Raw genomic sequence first — 16706 nt, forward strand, 5'->3', positions numbered from 1 at the left:
GAACGCACAAGGGAACGCACATGAGACCGACCGCACCTTTGCCGCTCAAGGACGGCGTCGCCCCGAGTTATCTGTGGTTGCAGGATGCGGCTGGCGTGTGGAACAACATGCTGGATTTTCTGACAGCGCGCTTTCCCGGCGTGACGGAGGAGGCGTGGCGGCAACGCATGGCGCGCGGCGAGGTGGTCAATCAGGATGGCGTCGCGCTGGCGCCGGACTCGGCTTACCGGCGCGGCGACTGCCTCTTTTACTACCGCGACCTGGAAGGCGGCGAAGCGCCGATTCCTTTCACCGAGCAGATCCTGCATCAGGACGCCCATCTGCTGGTGGTCGACAAGCCGCATTTCGTGCCGGTGATTCCGACCGGCCGCTTCCTGCACGAAAGCCTGCTGGTGCGCCTGAAGAAGAAAACCGGCCTGGCCGACCTGACGCCGATCCACCGGCTCGACCGCGAGACCGCCGGCGTCATCATCTTTTCGCACAATCCCGCCAGCCGCGGCGCGTACCAGGCGATGTTCCAGCAACGCACGATGGACAAGACGTATGAAGCGCTGGCCGGGCTGCTGGAGGGACGCAGTTTCCCCTTCACGCATCGCAGCCGCATGGTCGACGCCGACAAGTTCTTCCTGATGCGCGAAGAAGAGGGCGCGCCCAACTCGGAGACGCACGTCGATCTCATTGAGCGGCGCGGCGCACTGGGTTTGTATCGCCTCAATCCGGTCACCGGCCGCAAGCATCAGTTGCGCGTGCACATGGCGGCGCTCGGCATTCCCATCGTCAACGACAACTTCTATCCGCACGTGGTGCCGGCGGGGACGGCGGACAACTACGACGCGCCGCTGAAACTGCTGGCGCGCTCGATCGCCTTCACCGATCCGCTCAGCGGAGATGTGCGCTACTTCGAAAGCCTCAGGACCCTCTAGTTTTTCTGCTGTTTTTCTGCTCCTCAGGCGTGTCCCAGCATCAGATCCAGGTTCTGCACCGCTGCCCCGGAAGCGCCCTTGCCGAGATTGTCGAATACCGCCGACAACAACACATGTCCATGTTCTTCATTGATGAACACGCCCAGATCCATGTCGTTGGTGTTGTTGAGCGCCTGCGGATTGAGGTGCGTCAGCGTCTTGGTTTCTTCCAATGGGATCACGCGTACATGCGCGGCGCCGGCATAGTGGCGCTCCAGCGCGGCATGCAGTTGCTTGCCCTCGACGCCGGCCGCCAGCAGGCGCAATTCCAGCGGGATGGTCAGTACGATACCCTGGCGGAAGGCGCCATAGGCCGGCACGAAGATCGGACGATGATCGAGACCGGTGTAGCGTTGCATTTCAGGCGGATGTTTATGCGACAGCGCGGTGCCGTACAACTGGAAGGCCGGCGCCTGTGCGCCTTGCGGGCCTTCATATTGCTCCACCGAAGGGCGGCCTCCGCCCGAATAACCCGACACCGCATGGACGCTGGCCGGATAGTCGCGCGGCACCAGGCCGGCTTCAATCAGCGGACGCAACAAGCTGATCGCACCGGTCGGGTAGCAGCCAGGATTGGTCACGCGCGAGGCCGTCGCGATGAGCCGCGCCTGGCCGGCATCCATTTCCGGGAAACCGTAGACCCAGCCCGCAGTGGTGCGATGCGCGGAACTGGCGTCGATCACGCGCACCGCCGGATTCTCGATGGCGGCAACCGCATCGCGCGCGGCGGCATCCGGCAGGCACAGGATGGCGATGTCGCAGGCGTTGATGGCTTCGGCGCGACGACGCGCGTCCTTGCGCTCGGCCGCCGGCAGCGTCGCCAGTTGCAGGTCGCTGCGGTCACGCAGGCGATCGTGGATCAGCAGACCGGTGGTGCCCTGGTCGCCGTCGATGAAAACAAGTGGTTTGGCCATGATCGCGTTCCTTCGCTGAACAATTGGGATGGATGAGGCACTCATCTTCGGCGTCTTGCTAAAATAAGAAAAGTTGAATTTAATAACGACAACCTTCAGTTTTACTGATTTAACTCCTTTAGCCTGAGGTTTGCCATGAGAGAAATCAACCTGGATCGCCTGCGCACCCTGGTCGCCATCGCCGACCACGGGTCGTTCGCCGAGGCGGCGCGCGTGCTGCATCTGGCGCCGCCGACCATCAGCCTGCACATCGCCGACCTGGAAGAACGCATCGGCGCCGCCTTGCTGTCGCGCAAGCGCGGCCAGATCCGGCCGACCACCATCGGCGAAACCCTGATCGAGCGCGCGCGCCGCCTGCTGGCCGATGCCGAACAGGCGCTGGAAGACGTGCAGCGGCAGGTGCAGGGACTGGCCGGGCGCGTGCGGCTGGGCGCTTCGACCGGCGCCATCGCCCATCTGTTGCCGCAGGCGCTGGAGGTGCTGGGCCAGGATCATCCCGGCATTGATGTGCAGGTGGAAGTATTGACCTCGCAGGACACGCTGACCCGGCTCAGCGAAGGCACGCTCGACGTCGGCCTGGTAGCCTTGCCGCAGACGCCGGTGGCGCGGCTGGTGGTGCAGCCGTGGCGGCGCGATCCGGTGATGGCCTTCCTGCCGTCCGGCTGGCGCAGCCCGGCCCAGGTCACGCCCGAATGGCTGGCGGCGCAACCGCTGATCCTCAACGATGCCGGCACGCGCCTGTCGCACCTGACGCAGGAATGGTTTGCCGGAGGAGGGCAACGGCCGGCGCCGCGCATCCAGCTCAACTACAACGATGCGATCAAGAGCCTGGTGGCCGCAGGTTACGGCGCGACGCTATTGCCGCACGAGCAGGGCGCGCCGCTGCCCGATCCGCGCGTACAGATGCTGCCGCTGCGGCCGGCCTTGTGGAGACAACTGGGGATTGCGCATCGCGCGGAGAATATCGAACGTCCGACGCAGCACGTGCTGGACGTGCTGTGGCGTTTCAGTCTTGACTAGGTGAGTGCTTCGCTCAGTGTCTGCTTCTCGCCGTTGGGCGCAAGTTTGAGCTGATGCAGCGAGGCCACCAGGTCGGCAAAGCGCTGGCCCTGGATCATCACGTGCTGGCGCAGCAGCTCGACGGTGCGTTCGCTGTCGCCGGCGATGATGGCGTTGACCACGCCTTCATGCTCGTCGTAAGACCGTTTCAGGCGGTCGCGCACGCGCAGTTGCAGGCGGCGATAAGGGCGCAGGCGACGCTGCAGCACGCGCGCCTGTTCTTCCAGGAAGGCGTTGTGGCTGCCGGCGTAGATCTGGCCGTGGAAGTCTTCGTTCTTGTAGAAATAGGTATCCGGATCGACGGCGTCGCGCGCGTCCTTGCAGGCCTGGTGCGCCGCCATCAGCGAAGCATGTTCGGCCGCCGACATGCGTCGCGCCGCCAGCCGGCCGCACATCGCTTCCAGCTCTGCCATCACTTCAAACATCTCGATCAATTGCTGCGGCCCGATCTCGGCCACGATGGCGCCGCGCCGCGGTCGCATCACGATGATGCCCATCGACGCCAGTTGAATCAGCGCTTCACGGATCGGTGTACGCGAGACGCCGAACTGCTCGGCCAGAACCGTTTCGTCCAGGTGCTGGCCGGGCGCGAGTTTGCCGACGGCGATCAGTTCTTCGATCGATTCGCGCAAGGTCTCCGAACGTTTCTTGGGGGTATCCATGGATCGATATCAAGTATGCAATGAAACCATTCTAAATCATCTTTGATGCTTGACAATGTATTTGTTTTGTAAGAACGTGTATACAAGAAATCCGCATAAAAAAGCAAGGCGACAATAAATTCAGCGGTGCCGTGAACCCGGAAGAGACATCCCGGCGCCTCCAAGTTGATAAGCAGTTGGATACCACCAATGCATCGCACCACACAAAAGTACAAAAAGCAGTATTTCTCTCACCTTAAGGAGGATCAACAATGACTTCGCAAAAACGTAGAAGCATCATCGGTGCGCTCGCGACCGCGCCACTGTGGACGGCAGGTTCGTCGGCGTGGGCCCAGGGTGCGCCCACCTCGCTGAAGATTTCCCATCAATTTCCCGGCGGTACCATCAACGAAGGCGACTTCCGCGACCGCCTCACCCGCATGTTCGCCGAAGGCGTCGCCAAGCGCACCAACGGCAGCCTCAAGTTCGAGATCTATCCCGGTTCCTCGCTGATGAAGGTCAATGCGCAATTCTCGGCCATGCGCAAGGGCGCGCTCGACCTGTCGCTGGTGCCGCTCAACTACGCCGGCGGCGAAGTCCCCGAAACCAACATCGGCCTGATGCCCGGGCTGGTGACCTCGTATGCGCAAGGTTCGGCCTGGAAGAACGCCGAAGTCGGCAAGGAACTGGCGCGCATCCTGGCGGAGAAGGGCATCCTGATCGTCAGCTGGATCTGGCAGGCCGGCGGCGTTGCTTCACGCAGCAAGCCGATCATCGATCCGGCCGACGCCAAGGGCATGAAAGTGCGCGGCGGTTCGCGCGAGATGGATCTGATTCTGAAAGAAGCCGGCGCTGCGGTCGTGACCTTGCCATCCAACGAAATCTACGCCGCCATGCAAACCGGCGCGATGGATGCGGCGATGACCTCGTCGACTTCGTTCATCTCGTTCCGCCTGGAAGAAGTCGCCAAGGCGCTGACCACGGGCCGCGACAAGGCCTACTGGTACATGTTCGAGCCGCTGATGATTTCCAAGGCCGTGTTCGAAAAGCTGAGCAAGGACCAGCAAGCCGCCATCATGGCCGTCGGCGCAGAGATGGAACAGTTCGCGCTGAAGGCGGCGCAGACCGATGACGTCGCCGTCGCCGCCGTGTACCAGAAGGCCGGCGCCAAGGTGGTCGATCTCAACGCCGCCACCGTCAAGAAATGGCAGGACATCGCCCGCGCCACCGCCTGGAAAGACTTCGCCGCACGCAACGCCAGCTGCGCCAACCTGCTCAAACTGGCGGAGAAACTCCTATGAGCCACGGCTTCGAGATGCAGCCGCAGGCCAAGCCCACGGCGCCGGCCAATGCCGTCGTCGCCGGCCTGCACCACGCGCTGGAGAAGTTCAACAAGCTCGCGGTGTTCCTGGCCATGGTCGCGCTGATGCTGACGTCGATCATCCTGACGTATTCGGTGGTGGCGCGCTACTTCTTCCACCAGCCGACCGATTGGCAGGATGAGGCGTCGGTGTTCATGCTGGTGGGCGTGATCTTCCTGTGTTCGGCGTACGTGCAATCGCTGCGCGGCCACATCGGCATCGAAGCGCTGGCCGGTTTCCTGTCGCCGCGCGCCAATCAGGTGCGCATGTTCATCGTCGATCTGGTTTCCTTCGTGTTCTGCGCGTTCTTCGCCTGGAAGTCGTGGACGCTGTTCCACGAAGCCTGGGTCGACGGCCAGACCACCTCGTCGACGTTCGCGCCGCCGCTGTGGATTCCGTATTCGATGATGGCGATCGGCATGACCGTGCTGACGCTGCAATTGCTGGTGCAGATATTGACCCGCATCACCGGCACCGTACCTGCATCTGTAGCGGCCAAGGAGCAAGCATGACGCTGACGCCTTTAGTTCTCGGTTCCCTGTACGGGATCGTCACCATCCTCGTGATGTGCTCCGGCATGCCGATCGCGTTCGCGCTGGGTGTGGTGGCGACCTCGTTCATGTATTTCTTCATGCCGGCGTCCTCGCTGGATACCGTGACGCAAAACGTCTACGAAGAAATCGCATCCATCACGCTGCTGTCGATTCCCCTGTTCATCCTCAAGGGGGCCGCCATCGGCAAATCGCCGGCCGGCAAGGATTTGTACTCGGCCATCCATGCCTGGTTGAATCGCGTCCCCGGCGGCCTCGGCATCGCCAACGTGTTTGCCTGCGCCTTGTTCGCCGCGATGGCGGGTTCGTCGCCGGCAACCTGCTCGGCCATCGGCTCGGCCGGCATTCCGGAAATGCGCCGTCGCGGTTATTCGCCCGGGTTTGCCGCAGGCATCATCGCGGCGGGCGGCACGCTTGGCATCTTGTTGCCGCCGTCGATCACCATGATCCTGTACGCGGTGGCTGCCGAGCAATCGCTGGGACGCCTGTTCCTCGCCGGCATCGGACCGGGCGTGTTGCTGGTGATCCTGTTCGCCGGTTACGCCGTGTTCCGCGCCCATAAGGAATACAAGATGGCCCACGCCATCTACACTGGCGGCGGCGCCAAGTCGGCCTACCTCGACGACGAGCATTTCACGCTGGCGCAAAAGGTGGAAATGCTGCCGCGCGTGTTGCCTTTCCTGATCCTGCTGATCGGCGTCATGATCGCGTTGTATGGCGGTTTTGCGACGCCGTCGGAAACCGCCGGCCTGGGCGCCTTGCTGGCCATCGTGCTGATTGCGGTGGTGTATCGCATCTACAAGCCGCGCGAGCTGGTGCCTTTCCTCAACTCGACCATCAAGGAGTCGGGCATGCTGCTGCTGATCATCGGCATGTCGCTGTTGTATTCCTACGTGATGAGTTACCTGCACATCAGCCAGTCGGCGGCGCAGTGGGTGGTCGACATGCATCTGTCGAAATGGCTGCTGCTGGCGGTGATCCTGCTGATGGTGATCGTGCTCGGCTTCTTCCTGCCGCCGGTGTCGATCATCCTGATGACCGCACCGATCATCCTGCCGCCCTTGCGTGAAGCCGGGTTTGACCTGATCTGGTTCGGCATCGTGATGACGGTGGTGATGGAAATGGGACTGATCCATCCGCCGGTCGGGTTGAATCTATTTGTGATCAAGAACATCGCGCCCGACATCCCGCTGTCGGAAGTGATCAAGGGCACGATCCCGTTCCTGGCGCTGATGTTCCTGGCCGTGATCCTGCTGTGCTTTTTCCCGGGCATTGCCACCGGCTTGCCCGACATCATCATGGGAGTGAAGTAAATGTCTGCCACCGACCGCGTCTGGAATCGTCGGCAAACCAATCGCAATGAACGCCTGGCGCGCGCAAGCAGCGTGCTCGGCAACTCGCTCGAAGGCAAGCTCTTGCCGGCGGCGCGCATTGCCGATTTGTTGTACGCCGTCATCGAATCGGGCGATCGCGTCTGCCTCGAAGGCAATAACCAGAAGCAGGCCGACTTCCTGTCGAAGGCGTTGGCCGGGCTCGATCCGGCGCGTGTGCATGACCTGCACATGCTGTTCTCGGTGCTGGCCTTGCCGGAGCATCTGGACGTCTTCGAAAAAGGCATCGCCTCGAAACTGGACTTTTCCTTCTCCGGTCCCCAGGCCGGCCGGTTGGCCAAGCTGGCGTCCGCCGGCAAGCTCAACATCGGCGCAATCCATACCTACCTGGAATTGTTCGGCCGCTATTTCGTCGACCTGACGCCGCGGGTTGCCTTGGTGGCGGCACAGGCGGCGGATCGCCACGGCAATCTCTACACCGGTCCCAATACCGAAGACACGCCGGCGATCGTCGAGGCGACCACCTTCAGCAGCGGCATCGTCATCGCCCAGGTCAATGAAATCGTCGACGTGCTGCCGCGTATCGACATCCCGGCCGACTGGGTCAGCTTCGTGACCAAGGCGCCGACCCCGCATTACATCGAGCCGCTCTTCACCCGCGACCCGGCGCAAATCTCGGAGATCCAGGTGCTCATGGCGATGATGGCCATCAAGGGCATCTACGCCGAATACGAAGTCCAGCGCCTCAACCATGGCATCGGTTTCGACACCGCCGCCATCGAACTGATCCTGCCGACCTATGGCGAATCGCTCGGCCTGCGCGGCAAGATCTGCAAGCACTGGGCGCTGAATCCGCATCCGGCATTGATCCCGGCGATTGAAGCCGGCTTTGTCGAATCGGTGCATTCCTTCGGGTCCGAGCTGGGCATGGAAGACTACATCCGCGCGCGTCCCGATATCTTCTTCATCGGACCCGACGGTTCCATGCGCAGCAACCGCGCCTTCTCGCAAACAGCCGGCCACTACGCCTGCGACATGTTCATCGGCTCGACGCTGCAGATCGACTTGCAGGGCAATTCATCGACCGCGACACTGGGCCGCATCGCTGGCTTCGGCGGTGCTCCCAACATGGGCGCCGATGCACGCGGCCGCCGTCATGCCAGTTCGGCTTGGCTCAAGGCGGGTCAGCAGGCCCGGGCCGGCAAGAACACCATCCCGCGCGGCCAGAAGCTGGTGGTACAGACCGTGGAGACCTTCCGCGAACACATGCAGCCGGCTTTCGTCGACCGGCTCGACGCTTGGCAACTGGCCGAGCAAGCCAACATGCCGATCCCGCCGGTGATGATTTACGGCGACGACGTCACGCATATCCTGACCGAAGAAGGCATCGCCAACCTGCTGCTGTGCCGCACCGAAGAAGAGCGCGAGCAAGCGATCCGTGGCGTTGCCGGCTATACGCCGGTCGGCATGGCGCGCGACAAGCGCATGGTCGAGAACCTGCGCGACAGGGGCATCATCCGCCGTGCCGAAGACATGGGCATCGACAAGCGCCTGGCCACGCGCGACCTGCTGGCGGCCAAGAACATGAAGGATCTGGTGCGCGCTTCCGGCGGCCTGTACAACCCGCCCAAACGTTTCAGGAACTGGTGATATGGAAACCTTGAACTATCGTTTTGAAAACGGCACCCGCAAGCTCTCCGCCAAGGCCGAACTGGTCGGCGTGGTCAGCTCGGGCAATCTCGAAGTGCTGATCGAATCAGCCGACCTGCAAGGCGGCTGTTCGATTGAAATCAAGACCGCCGCACGCGGTTTCGGCGCCATCTGGGAAGCCGTCATCGGCGACTTCAACAAACGCTGGCAACTGGCCGACACGCGCATCTCGATCAACGACATGGGTGCCACGCCGGCGGTGGTCAGCCTGCGCCTGGATCAGGCGGTGGAATCGGTCGTGGAGGCAAAATGACATCCAGTTATTTGGAAGCCAACGCGCGCGAACGCCTCGCGCAGGTGCTCGACACCGGCAGTTTTGAAGAATTCCTGCCGCCGTCGAAGCGTATCGTGAGTCCTCACCTGGGGCAGCTTGATGCGCCGGTGTCGTTTGACGACGGCGTCGTGGTCGGACGCGGTGCGCTCAACGGCGCCAAGGTGTTCGCGGCGGCGCAGGAGGGCGGTTTCATGGGCGGCGCGGTGGGCGAGGTCCACGGCGCCAAGCTGGTCGGGCTGTTGAAGCGCGCCGTGCAGGAAAAGGCGGAAGGCGTCATCCTGCTGCTGGAGACCGGCGGCGTGCGTTTGCATGAAGCCAATGCCGGCCTGATCGCCGTGTCCGAAGTGATGCGCGCCGTGCTCGATACGCGCGCGGCCGGCATTCCCGTGATCGTGCTGGTGGGCGGCTCCAACGGTTGCTTCGGCGGGATGGGCATTGTCGCGCGTTGCGCCAATGCCATCATCATGTCGGAAGAAGGACGCCTGGCCATGTCCGGACCGGAAGTCATCGAAACCGCCAACGGCGTGGAAGAATTCGACTCGCGCGACCGCGCACTGGTCTGGCGTACTACCGGCGGCAAGCACCGTTACCTGCTGGGCGATTGCCACGGCATCGTCGCCGACGATACGGCCGCGTTCCGGGAAGCGGCGACGCGCACGCTGCAGGGATTCAAGAATAATCCGACCGCGCTGAGCCTGCAGGCGCTGGAAATCGAACAAGCCATGCTGGAGCAGCGCATCGCGCGCTTCGGCGACGCTGCTGATCCGCTGGAAATCTGGCAACGCCTCGGCATCGACAAGCCGCAAGACATCGCCATGCTGGAGGCGGCGGCGTTCACGGCACTGGCTGAACCGTATCGCGTGAAGGGGCAAGCATGAGCTGGCAAACACTGGCCGACGATTTATTCCCGCAAGGCCACAGCATCACCGAAAAGGCCGACTTCCTGTCCGGCACGGCGCAGGTCGACGGCGAGGTCGTGACCATCGTCGGCACCACCGGCCACACGCCGATCGGCATCGAGATTGCCTTGTCGCAGGCGCAGGCCATCCTGCAGACCGTACGCGACCATCCCGGCCGCGCCATCGTCATCCTGGTCGACACGCAAGGCCAGCGGCTGCGTCACCGCGACGAGATGCTCGGCATCAACAGCTACATGGCGCACCTGGGCAAATGCATCGATCTGGCGCGCCGTGAAGGACACAAGATCATCGGCCTCGTCTATGACCAGGCCTTGTCGGGCGGCTTCATCACCAGCGGCCTGATGGCCGACGCCTGCTACGCGCTGCCGAACGCGACCATCCGCGTGATGGGCTTGCCTGCGATGGCGCGCATCACCAAGGTGCCGGAAGAACGTTTGGTCGAACTGGCCAAGGCCAATCCCGTGTTTGCTCCCGGTCCCGAAAATTACCATCGCATGGGCGGCGTCGCCGAGATCTGGAACGGCGACCTGGCGGCTCAGTTGGCGCAGGGACTGGCTGCCGCGGACGGTACGGACCGGCGCGCAGCGGTCGGCTTGCAGCGCGGCGGCCGCAACTGGTCGCAACGCGTGGTCGACGCCATCGTCAGCGGCAGCGATGTCCGGCCGCTCTGAATTGTCCACCCGCCACGGGCTGGTCTGGCTGAACGAGGCCGGCTGGCTTGAGGCGCTTGCATGCGTCGCCGATGAGCATCGCTTCGCCGTGCAGCGCTGGCGGCAGCAGGACTGGCCGGCGGTGATCCGTCGGCGCGATGCCGGTTGCACAGCCGGCGAGATCTGTCTCGGTATTGCCTTGCCGCCGGATCAGGACGGCGTCAAATTGCGCGTCCCGTTGCGGATCGACTTGCAAGGCGTGCGGGCGATGCGTGCGCCGCTGGCGATTGCCGATGTCATCGAACATGCCGGTTCGCAATGGCGGGATGGCTTGCTTGAATTGCACGGCGACATTGCGGCACAAGGGCTGGAGATTGGCGTGTACGGGTCGCTGGCCTTGCAGGCGCTGACCGGACAGTCCTATTTGCGGTCGGCATCGGATATCGACCTGCTGTTTTCGCCGCTGGATCGCTTGCAACTGGAGCAGGGTGTGTCCTTGCTGCAGCAGTACGCCGCGCGCTTGCCGCTCGATGGAGAAATCTCGTTCCCGAGCGGATATGCAGTGGCGTGGAAAGAATGGGCGCAGGCCTGCGGCAAGCCCGGCAACCGCGTCCTGGTCAAGCACGACAGCGGGGTTGCCTTGCAGCGGGTGGTCGAGTTGCTGGCCGGATTGGAGGAGCACGCATGCGCGGCGTAGATCAGCTCGTTCCTTTGCCTGCGATGCGCTTGCCGGTGGCGGTGCACTACACCGAACGGCGTCGCCGCCAACGCCGGCAGCAAGTTTTCTGCCGTGAACTCGCGCGCATGGCGTTACGCAGCCTGCATCAGGAACTGACGCTGTATCCCAAACCGGGCCTGGTCTCGCCGGTCGACAACGGCAGCCATGACGACATGACTGCTGCGACTTTCTTGCGCAGCCTGTTTTCGCTGCGTCGCTATTTTTCAGACATCGCCGCCGCTGGCATGGCGGGCGCTTCATTCAGCGAACTCAAGCGCCTCGGCATCGAGGCCGAGCAACGCATGCTCAAGGCCACCGGCGGCGTCAACACGCATCGCGGCGCGATCTTTTGCCTCGGCATGCTGTGTGCGGCGATTGCCTGCTGTCGAAGCCAAGAGATGACGCTGTCGCCGCAGGCGATTCGCGCGACCCTGCTGATCCGTTGGGGCGATGCGCTGACGGGGCACACCAATTCAACGAGTAAAACGGAAGAGACTGCCAGTCATGGGTTGCGCGTTGCCGCACGTCACGCCGTCGGCGGCGCGCGTGAAGAGGGTGCGCTCGGTTTTCCTTCCGTATTCGAGATCGCCTTGCCGCAATTGCAGGCCACGCTTGCGGCCGGACGCGACGGGCATTGCGCCAAGACCGACGCTTTGTTTGCGCTGATGGCGCATGTCAGCGACACCAACGTCTATCACCGCGGCGGCGCGGCGGGCGCGGCGCTGGTGCAGCAACGCAGCCGCGAGTTTCTGACCTGCGGCGGCACCGCCGATGCCGCATGGCTGGAGCGTGCCGAAGCCGTCCATCATGAATTTGTGGAGCGGCGCCTGTCCCCCGGCGGCGCGGCCGACCTGCTGGCGGCGGCCTGCCTGATCCACGCGGCGTGCGGTGGCGAGCTCGCGGCATGAGCCAAGGATTCGCCGTTCTTTGTCCGGGACAGGGCGGTCAGCATCCCGCGATGTTCGATCTGCTGCGCGCCGATACACGAGGCCAGGACATCCTGCGCGAGCAAGTTCTCGCTACCCGGTTCGACCGTCCCCTCGACGAGATTCTGCACGATCCGCAATTGCTGTTCGCCAACCGCTACGCACAGCCGCTGATTGTGGCGACCGGCCTGGCGGCCTGGCGTGTTTTGCGCGACGAGCTGCCGCCGCCTGCACTGGTTGCCGGTTACAGCATCGGCGAGCTGACTGCCTACGGCGTCGGCTATCGATCTCGCTGCGGCGCGTGCCGCGTACATGGATGCCAGTCTGGCACAAGCGCCGCATCAGGGCCTGATGTCGGTCGGTGGTGTCGAGGCCGGCGAAGTGGAGGAGCTGTTGCGGCGTCATGGCGCATTCGTGGCGATCGTCACCGGTTTCGATACGCTCATCGCTGGAGGGCGCAGCGATGACTTGCTGGCGGCGCAAAGAGAACTGGAAGGTCTGGGCGCCAGAACCGGTATCTTGCCGGTCGGCATCGCCTCGCATACGCCGCTGATGGAGCCGGCGCTGGCGCCGTTCACGACGGCGCTCAATGCGGTGGATTTTCGCGCGCCTGCCTGCGCGGTCCTGGCGGGAATTTCGGGACTGGAAATCCATGACGTTCCATCGGCACGCAGCACGCTCGCGCAACAACTGACTCAGACGATACGCTGGTCGTCCTGCATGGATGCCTGCGCCGAACGCGGCGTCGGCGTTGCTCTCGAACTGGGGCCCGGTTCGGCCCTGTCGCGCATGCTGCGTGAACGCCATCCTCACATCGAATGCCGCTCGATTTCCGACTTTCGCAGTCTTGCCGGTGTAGTGCACTGGTTACGCAGCCGACTCGACTGAACCGTGTCGCTGCGCACAAGAGCCGTGCCTGCAAGCCCCCGCCCGCATCGCTTTCCAACCTACCATGCAGACCTTAGTTGACTTAAAAACAAGGTTTGCACAATGATCATTAAAACGCGAACGTACGCTTGAAATGTAACTATCAATTAGGTACATTGGACGCGTCGTTGCAGCTTAATAATAACAATCACAAAAATAAAATTGCCATATTGATAATGGCGTCTGCGTCGTTACCCATTTTTCCGCCAGAGAACGCAAGTCCGGGCAAGACCGTTGTCACAAGTGAAAAGTACGTAATCCGAACCTGTACTCCGAACCCCGAACTCCGAACCCATTAAGTACATCACCCATTGATGCATCTTTCGTACGGATATAAACGATGACTTCAGAAATCTCCGACAAGGAGATTACAGATTTTCAATTGCTGTTTGAATCGGTCCCGGGGCTGTTCCTGGTCTTGTTGCCCGACTTCACCATCATCGCGGTAAGCGATGCGTACTTGCAGGCCACGCTGACCAAGCGTGAGCACATTGTCGGCCGCCCTCTGTTCCAGGTTTTCCCCGATAACCCCGACGATCCGGCCGCCGACGGCGTGGCCAATTTGCGTAGTTCGCTCAAGCGCGTGCTGGCAACCCAGGCGCCGCACGCCATGGCGATGCAGAAATACGATGTGCGCTGTCCCGGCGGCGACGGATTTGAAACCCGCTACTGGAGTCCGTCCAATTTCCCGGTGTTCGGCAAGGACGGGGCCATCCGCTACATCATGCACCGCGCGGAAGACATCACCTCCTATGTGCAGCTCAAGAAAGAGCGGCAGGAACTGGGCAGGCGAAGCGACCGGCCGCAGGAGTCATGCAACGCGCAGGAATTCGAAGTGCCGGCGCTGAACGGCGACATGGTCGCCGGCTTCCGGCACCTGCATGCGCTGAACCGGGCACTCAAACTGGAGATCCTCGCGCGTAACCAGCTTGAGGACGCGAACCAGGAACTGACGCGCCAATTGCAGCTCAACATCGAAAAGCTCGAGGCCAGCAACAAAGAACTGGAAAGCTTCAGCTATTCGGTCTCGCATGACCTGCGCGCCCCGCTGCGCGCGGTGGACGGCTTTGCGCGCATGCTGGAGGAAGATGCCGCCGATCAGCTCGATGAAGAGGGCTTGCGCAAGCTGCAAGTGATCCGCAACAACATCCGCAACATGGGACGGCTGATCGATGAATTGCTTGAGTTTTCGCGCCTCAGTCGCAAGGAACTCAACTACGGCCATCTGAACATGAGCGCAATGGCCAAGGCCTGTTTCGACGACGCCGCGAGCGCGGTGACCTCGCCGGCGACCTTGCGGCTGGGCGACTTGCCGGCGGCCGAAGGCGACATCACGCTGATCAAGCAGGTGTGGTTCAACCTGCTGGCGAACGCGCTCAAATTCAGCGCCAGACGCGAGCAGATATTGATCGACGTCAGCGCGGAATCGGTCGACGGCATCCTGACCTATACCGTGCGCGATAACGGCGCCGGCTTCGACATGCGCTATTACAACAAGCTGTTCGGCGTGTTCCAGCGCCTGCATCGCGCGAGCGAATTCGAAGGCACCGGCGTTGGCCTGGCGATCGTACACCGCATCGTCACGCGCCACGGCGGCCGCGTCTGGGCAGAGGGGGCAGTCGGCGAAGGCGCGGCATTCCACTTCACCTTGCCGGCGGCGACGGGAGATCAGACGCATGAACAACTTTGAAAAAACCGACATCCTGCTGACGCAAGACAACCTTGCGATGCCGAGCTGCCGCTGTGCGCGCGGCAAAAGAAAAAGCTCGTCAACAACGTCGAATGGGTGCAGGACCGGAGCGAGTGCTGCCAACTTGGCGTGAACAGTTTGACAGTTTCCAGGAGGAGGTCGGAAAGGCAGGGTTCTACCGGATGCTCGTCACAAAATGCCGGCATCTTGAAAATATCGGGGACGGGGATGAGAAGACGTACGTTAAAAATACTGATGGTGGAAGACGATCCGGGCGATGTTGAATTGTCGCGCTATGAACTGACGCGCGCCGGCATCGCGTGCGATGTCCAGCAAGTGGACACGGAAGACGCCTTCGTCGATGCCTTGAGCCGCTATCGGCCCGACATCGTGCTCGGCGATTTTTCTCTGCCCAATTTCGACGGCATGTCGGCGCTGCAAATCGTGCAGCAAATTACGCCTGACACGCCGTTCCTGTTCGTCTCCGGCACCATGGGCGAAGAGCGTGCGATCAAGGCGCTCAAGCAGGGTGCTTACGACTACGTGCTCAAGTCCAATCTGGCGCGCCTGCCGTCCGCGGTCGAACGTGCGCTGCAGGAGGCGCACCAGAATCAGATCCGCAACAAGATGGAGCAGGCGTTGCAGGCCGAACGCAATTTGTTGTCCGCGATTTTCGACACGACAGGCGCGCTGGGGCTGATGCTGGACAAGGAAGGCCGCATCGTGCGTTTCAACCAGGCGGCCGAGCGCACCACCGGCTATACGCTGTCGCAGGTGCAGGGCAAACATTTCTGGGACGTTTTCTTTCCCGCCGAGGAACTCGAACCGGTGCGCAATCATTTCCTCAATTGGCACGCGCAGACGCAACCGCTGCAATATCAAAGCCGCTGGCTTACCGCGAGCGGTGAGCGGCGCGAGATATTGTGGCTGACCACTTTTCTGCAGGAAGACCACGGCTCGGCACTCAACTATATCTGCAGCGGTATCGACATCACACAGTGGCGCCAGGCCGAAGACCGCGTCCATCGGCTCAGCAACTATGACGTCCTGACCGGCCTGCCCAATCGCAACCTGCTGCGCGATCGGCTTGAGCAGGGCATCACACGCGTCGAGCGCGAGCGTCGGCCGGGACTGCTGGCGGTGATCCTGATCGGCGTGCGCGGCGCTATCGCCGTGCGCGAGGGGCTGGGCCTGCAATTGAGCGAAGACGCGCTGGTCGAAGCCAGCCGCAGGCTGGCCGGCCTGATGCAGCACGACGCCACGCTGGCGCGTTTCGGCGACACCAGTTTCGCCATGGTGTTGCATGTGCCGGAGCAGGATCAGATCGCCATGGTGGTGCAGGAAATCATCGACATACTCGACTTGCCATATCACGTCGACGGACACGAAGGCGTTTATCTCGAATCGAACATAGGCGTAACCATTTATCCGAACGACGGCGACAACGGCGACGCCTTGCTGCAAGCCGCTGAAGTAGCCATGCACCGCGCCATGGAAAACGTCCTGGAGCGCTTCCAGTTCTACACGCCGGCGCTCAACAGCCAGGTCAGCCATCGCCTGCAGATGGCGTCGCAGCTGCGTCAGGCGGTGCAGAAGAAGGAAATGCTGCTGCATTACCAGCCACAGGTATCGCTGAAGAGCGGCGAGATCGTCGGCGTCGAAGCGCTGCTGCGCTGGCAGCATCCGGATAAAGGCATGATCTCGCCGATAGAGTTCATCCCCATGGCGGAAGAAACCGGCCTGATCGTGCCGATCGGCGAATGGGTGCTGCGCACCGCTTGCGAACAGGCCCAGCGCTGGCATGACATGGGTGTACACGGGCTGACGATGGCGGTCAACCTGTCGGCCAAGCAGTTCGCTCAAAAGAACCTGGCGGCGATGGTGCGCCGGGCGCTGGACGACAGCGGTTTCAGTTCGCATTGCCTGGAGTTGGAGCTGACCGAAAGCGCCTCGATGGAATCGCCCGAAAAGAGCATCGAAGTCATGAAGCTGCTCAAGGCGATGGGCGTGCGGCTGTCGATTGACGATTTCGGCACCGGCTATTCCAGTTCGGGCTGGCCAGCTATTTCTAT

General features: G+C 62.4%; 16 protein-coding genes. 14 read left to right on the forward strand and 2 right to left on the reverse strand.

What is annotated here, in order from left to right; translation table 11 throughout:
- Positions 1–20: 20 nt before the first annotated feature.
- Complete coding sequence (locus HLUSI_RS0102195) at positions 21–923, forward strand: pseudouridine synthase (protein ID WP_029363025.1); 903 nt, start codon at positions 21–23, stop codon at positions 921–923.
- A 23-nt stretch (positions 924–946) separates the two neighbouring features.
- Here the strand turns inward: HLUSI_RS0102195 and argC are convergent, their stop codons facing one another.
- The gene (gene argC / locus HLUSI_RS0102200; protein ID WP_016832415.1) at positions 947–1876 is read right to left on the reverse strand and encodes an N-acetyl-gamma-glutamyl-phosphate reductase; all 930 of its coding nucleotides are present in this window, start codon (positions 1874–1876) and stop codon (positions 947–949) included.
- A 135-nt stretch (positions 1877–2011) separates the two neighbouring features.
- Here argC and HLUSI_RS0102205 point away from each other — a divergent pair, with 135 nt between their 5' ends.
- Complete coding sequence (locus tag HLUSI_RS0102205; protein WP_016832417.1) at positions 2012–2896, forward strand: LysR family transcriptional regulator; 885 nt, start codon at positions 2012–2014, stop codon at positions 2894–2896.
- Here HLUSI_RS0102205 and HLUSI_RS0102210 read toward each other — a convergent pair.
- Positions 2893–3597, reverse strand: a complete 705-nt coding sequence (locus HLUSI_RS0102210; protein ID WP_016832418.1) for a GntR family transcriptional regulator — start codon at positions 3595–3597, stop codon at positions 2893–2895. The genes HLUSI_RS0102205 and HLUSI_RS0102210 overlap by 4 nt on opposite strands.
- A 251-nt stretch (positions 3598–3848) precedes the next feature.
- On the opposite strand from HLUSI_RS0102210, the gene dctP reads away from it, so the two are divergent.
- The 12 genes from dctP to HLUSI_RS26585 form a co-directional block, all read left to right on the forward strand.
- Positions 3849–4877 carry a TRAP transporter substrate-binding protein DctP gene (gene dctP, locus HLUSI_RS0102215; RefSeq protein WP_016832420.1) on the forward strand — a complete coding sequence of 343 codons (1029 nt, stop codon included), beginning with the start codon at positions 3849–3851 and terminating at the stop codon, positions 4875–4877.
- Entirely contained in the window at positions 4874–5449 is a 576-nt protein-coding gene (locus HLUSI_RS0102220; RefSeq protein WP_016832422.1) for a TRAP transporter small permease, read from the forward strand. Before dctP ends, HLUSI_RS0102220 begins: the two co-directional genes overlap by 4 nt.
- A gap of 2 nt (positions 5450–5451) precedes the next feature.
- Positions 5452–6801 (forward strand): TRAP transporter large permease, encoded by a 1350-nt coding sequence (locus HLUSI_RS0102225; RefSeq protein ID WP_029363026.1) that lies wholly within the window; start codon positions 5452–5454, stop codon positions 6799–6801.
- Positions 6802–8469, forward strand: coding sequence for a malonate decarboxylase subunit alpha (gene mdcA, locus HLUSI_RS0102230; RefSeq protein ID WP_016832425.1), 1668 nt, complete (start codon positions 6802–6804; stop codon positions 8467–8469). It abuts the gene before it with no gap.
- A 1-nt stretch (position 8470) separates the two neighbouring features.
- The gene (gene mdcC, locus HLUSI_RS0102235) at positions 8471–8782 is read left to right on the forward strand and encodes a malonate decarboxylase acyl carrier protein (protein WP_016832427.1); all 312 of its coding nucleotides are present in this window, start codon (positions 8471–8473) and stop codon (positions 8780–8782) included.
- Entirely contained in the window at positions 8779–9681 is a 903-nt protein-coding gene (locus HLUSI_RS0102240) for a biotin-independent malonate decarboxylase subunit beta (RefSeq protein WP_016832429.1), read from the forward strand. Before mdcC ends, HLUSI_RS0102240 begins: the two co-directional genes overlap by 4 nt.
- On the forward strand, positions 9678–10394 hold the full coding sequence (gene mdcE, locus HLUSI_RS0102245; RefSeq protein WP_016832430.1) for a biotin-independent malonate decarboxylase subunit gamma: 717 nt from the start codon (positions 9678–9680) through the stop codon (positions 10392–10394). The genes HLUSI_RS0102240 and mdcE overlap by 4 nt, the downstream gene beginning before the upstream one ends.
- Positions 10378–11070, forward strand: a complete 693-nt coding sequence (mdcG, locus tag HLUSI_RS0102250) for a malonate decarboxylase holo-[acyl-carrier-protein] synthase (RefSeq protein WP_016832431.1) — start codon at positions 10378–10380, stop codon at positions 11068–11070. The genes mdcE and mdcG overlap by 17 nt, the downstream gene beginning before the upstream one ends.
- Positions 11058–11999: a triphosphoribosyl-dephospho-CoA synthase MdcB gene (gene mdcB / locus HLUSI_RS0102255; protein ID WP_016832432.1), complete on the forward strand. Its 942-nt coding sequence runs from the start codon at positions 11058–11060 to the stop codon at positions 11997–11999. Before mdcG ends, mdcB begins: the two co-directional genes overlap by 13 nt.
- Positions 12000–12329: 330 nt before the next feature.
- Complete coding sequence (locus HLUSI_RS34750) at positions 12330–12905, forward strand: ACP S-malonyltransferase (protein WP_016832433.1); 576 nt, start codon at positions 12330–12332, stop codon at positions 12903–12905.
- Positions 12906–13284: 379 nt separating this feature from the next.
- A complete protein-coding gene (locus tag HLUSI_RS0102265; protein WP_016832434.1) occupies positions 13285–14634 on the forward strand; it encodes an ATP-binding protein in 1350 nt (449 codons plus the stop codon).
- Positions 14635–14862: 228 nt separating this feature from the next.
- On the forward strand, positions 14863–16706 hold a 1844-nt coding region (locus tag HLUSI_RS26585; protein WP_040503064.1), incomplete at its 3' end, for a putative bifunctional diguanylate cyclase/phosphodiesterase.

It is taken from the genome of Herbaspirillum lusitanum P6-12, from assembly GCF_000256565.1.
Taxonomy (GTDB): Bacteria; Pseudomonadota; Gammaproteobacteria; order Burkholderiales; family Burkholderiaceae_D; genus Herbaspirillum; species Herbaspirillum lusitanum.

What these genes read in the sequence shown, in the direction of transcription:
- HLUSI_RS0102195 (WP_029363025.1), top strand. Translation starts at nt 21, where the DNA reads ATGAGACCGACCGCACCTTTGCCGCTCAAGGACGGCGTCGCCCCGAGT.
- argC (WP_016832415.1), bottom strand. Translation starts at nt 1,876, where the DNA reads ATGGCCAAACCACTTGTTTTCATCGACGGCGACCAGGGCACCACCGGT.
- HLUSI_RS0102205 (WP_016832417.1), top strand. Translation starts at nt 2,012, where the DNA reads ATGAGAGAAATCAACCTGGATCGCCTGCGCACCCTGGTCGCCATCGCC.
- HLUSI_RS0102210 (WP_016832418.1), bottom strand. Translation starts at nt 3,597, where the DNA reads ATGGATACCCCCAAGAAACGTTCGGAGACCTTGCGCGAATCGATCGAA.
- dctP (WP_016832420.1), top strand. Translation starts at nt 3,849, where the DNA reads ATGACTTCGCAAAAACGTAGAAGCATCATCGGTGCGCTCGCGACCGCG.
- HLUSI_RS0102220 (WP_016832422.1), top strand. Translation starts at nt 4,874, where the DNA reads ATGAGCCACGGCTTCGAGATGCAGCCGCAGGCCAAGCCCACGGCGCCG.
- mdcA (WP_016832425.1), top strand. Translation starts at nt 6,802, where the DNA reads ATGTCTGCCACCGACCGCGTCTGGAATCGTCGGCAAACCAATCGCAAT.
- mdcC (WP_016832427.1), top strand. Translation starts at nt 8,471, where the DNA reads ATGGAAACCTTGAACTATCGTTTTGAAAACGGCACCCGCAAGCTCTCC.
- HLUSI_RS0102240 (WP_016832429.1), top strand. Translation starts at nt 8,779, where the DNA reads ATGACATCCAGTTATTTGGAAGCCAACGCGCGCGAACGCCTCGCGCAG.
- mdcE (WP_016832430.1), top strand. Translation starts at nt 9,678, where the DNA reads ATGAGCTGGCAAACACTGGCCGACGATTTATTCCCGCAAGGCCACAGC.
- mdcG (WP_016832431.1), top strand. Translation starts at nt 10,378, where the DNA reads ATGTCCGGCCGCTCTGAATTGTCCACCCGCCACGGGCTGGTCTGGCTG.
- mdcB (WP_016832432.1), top strand. Translation starts at nt 11,058, where the DNA reads ATGCGCGGCGTAGATCAGCTCGTTCCTTTGCCTGCGATGCGCTTGCCG.
- HLUSI_RS34750 (WP_016832433.1), top strand. Translation starts at nt 12,330, where the DNA reads ATGGATGCCAGTCTGGCACAAGCGCCGCATCAGGGCCTGATGTCGGTC.
- HLUSI_RS0102265 (WP_016832434.1), top strand. Translation starts at nt 13,285, where the DNA reads ATGACTTCAGAAATCTCCGACAAGGAGATTACAGATTTTCAATTGCTG.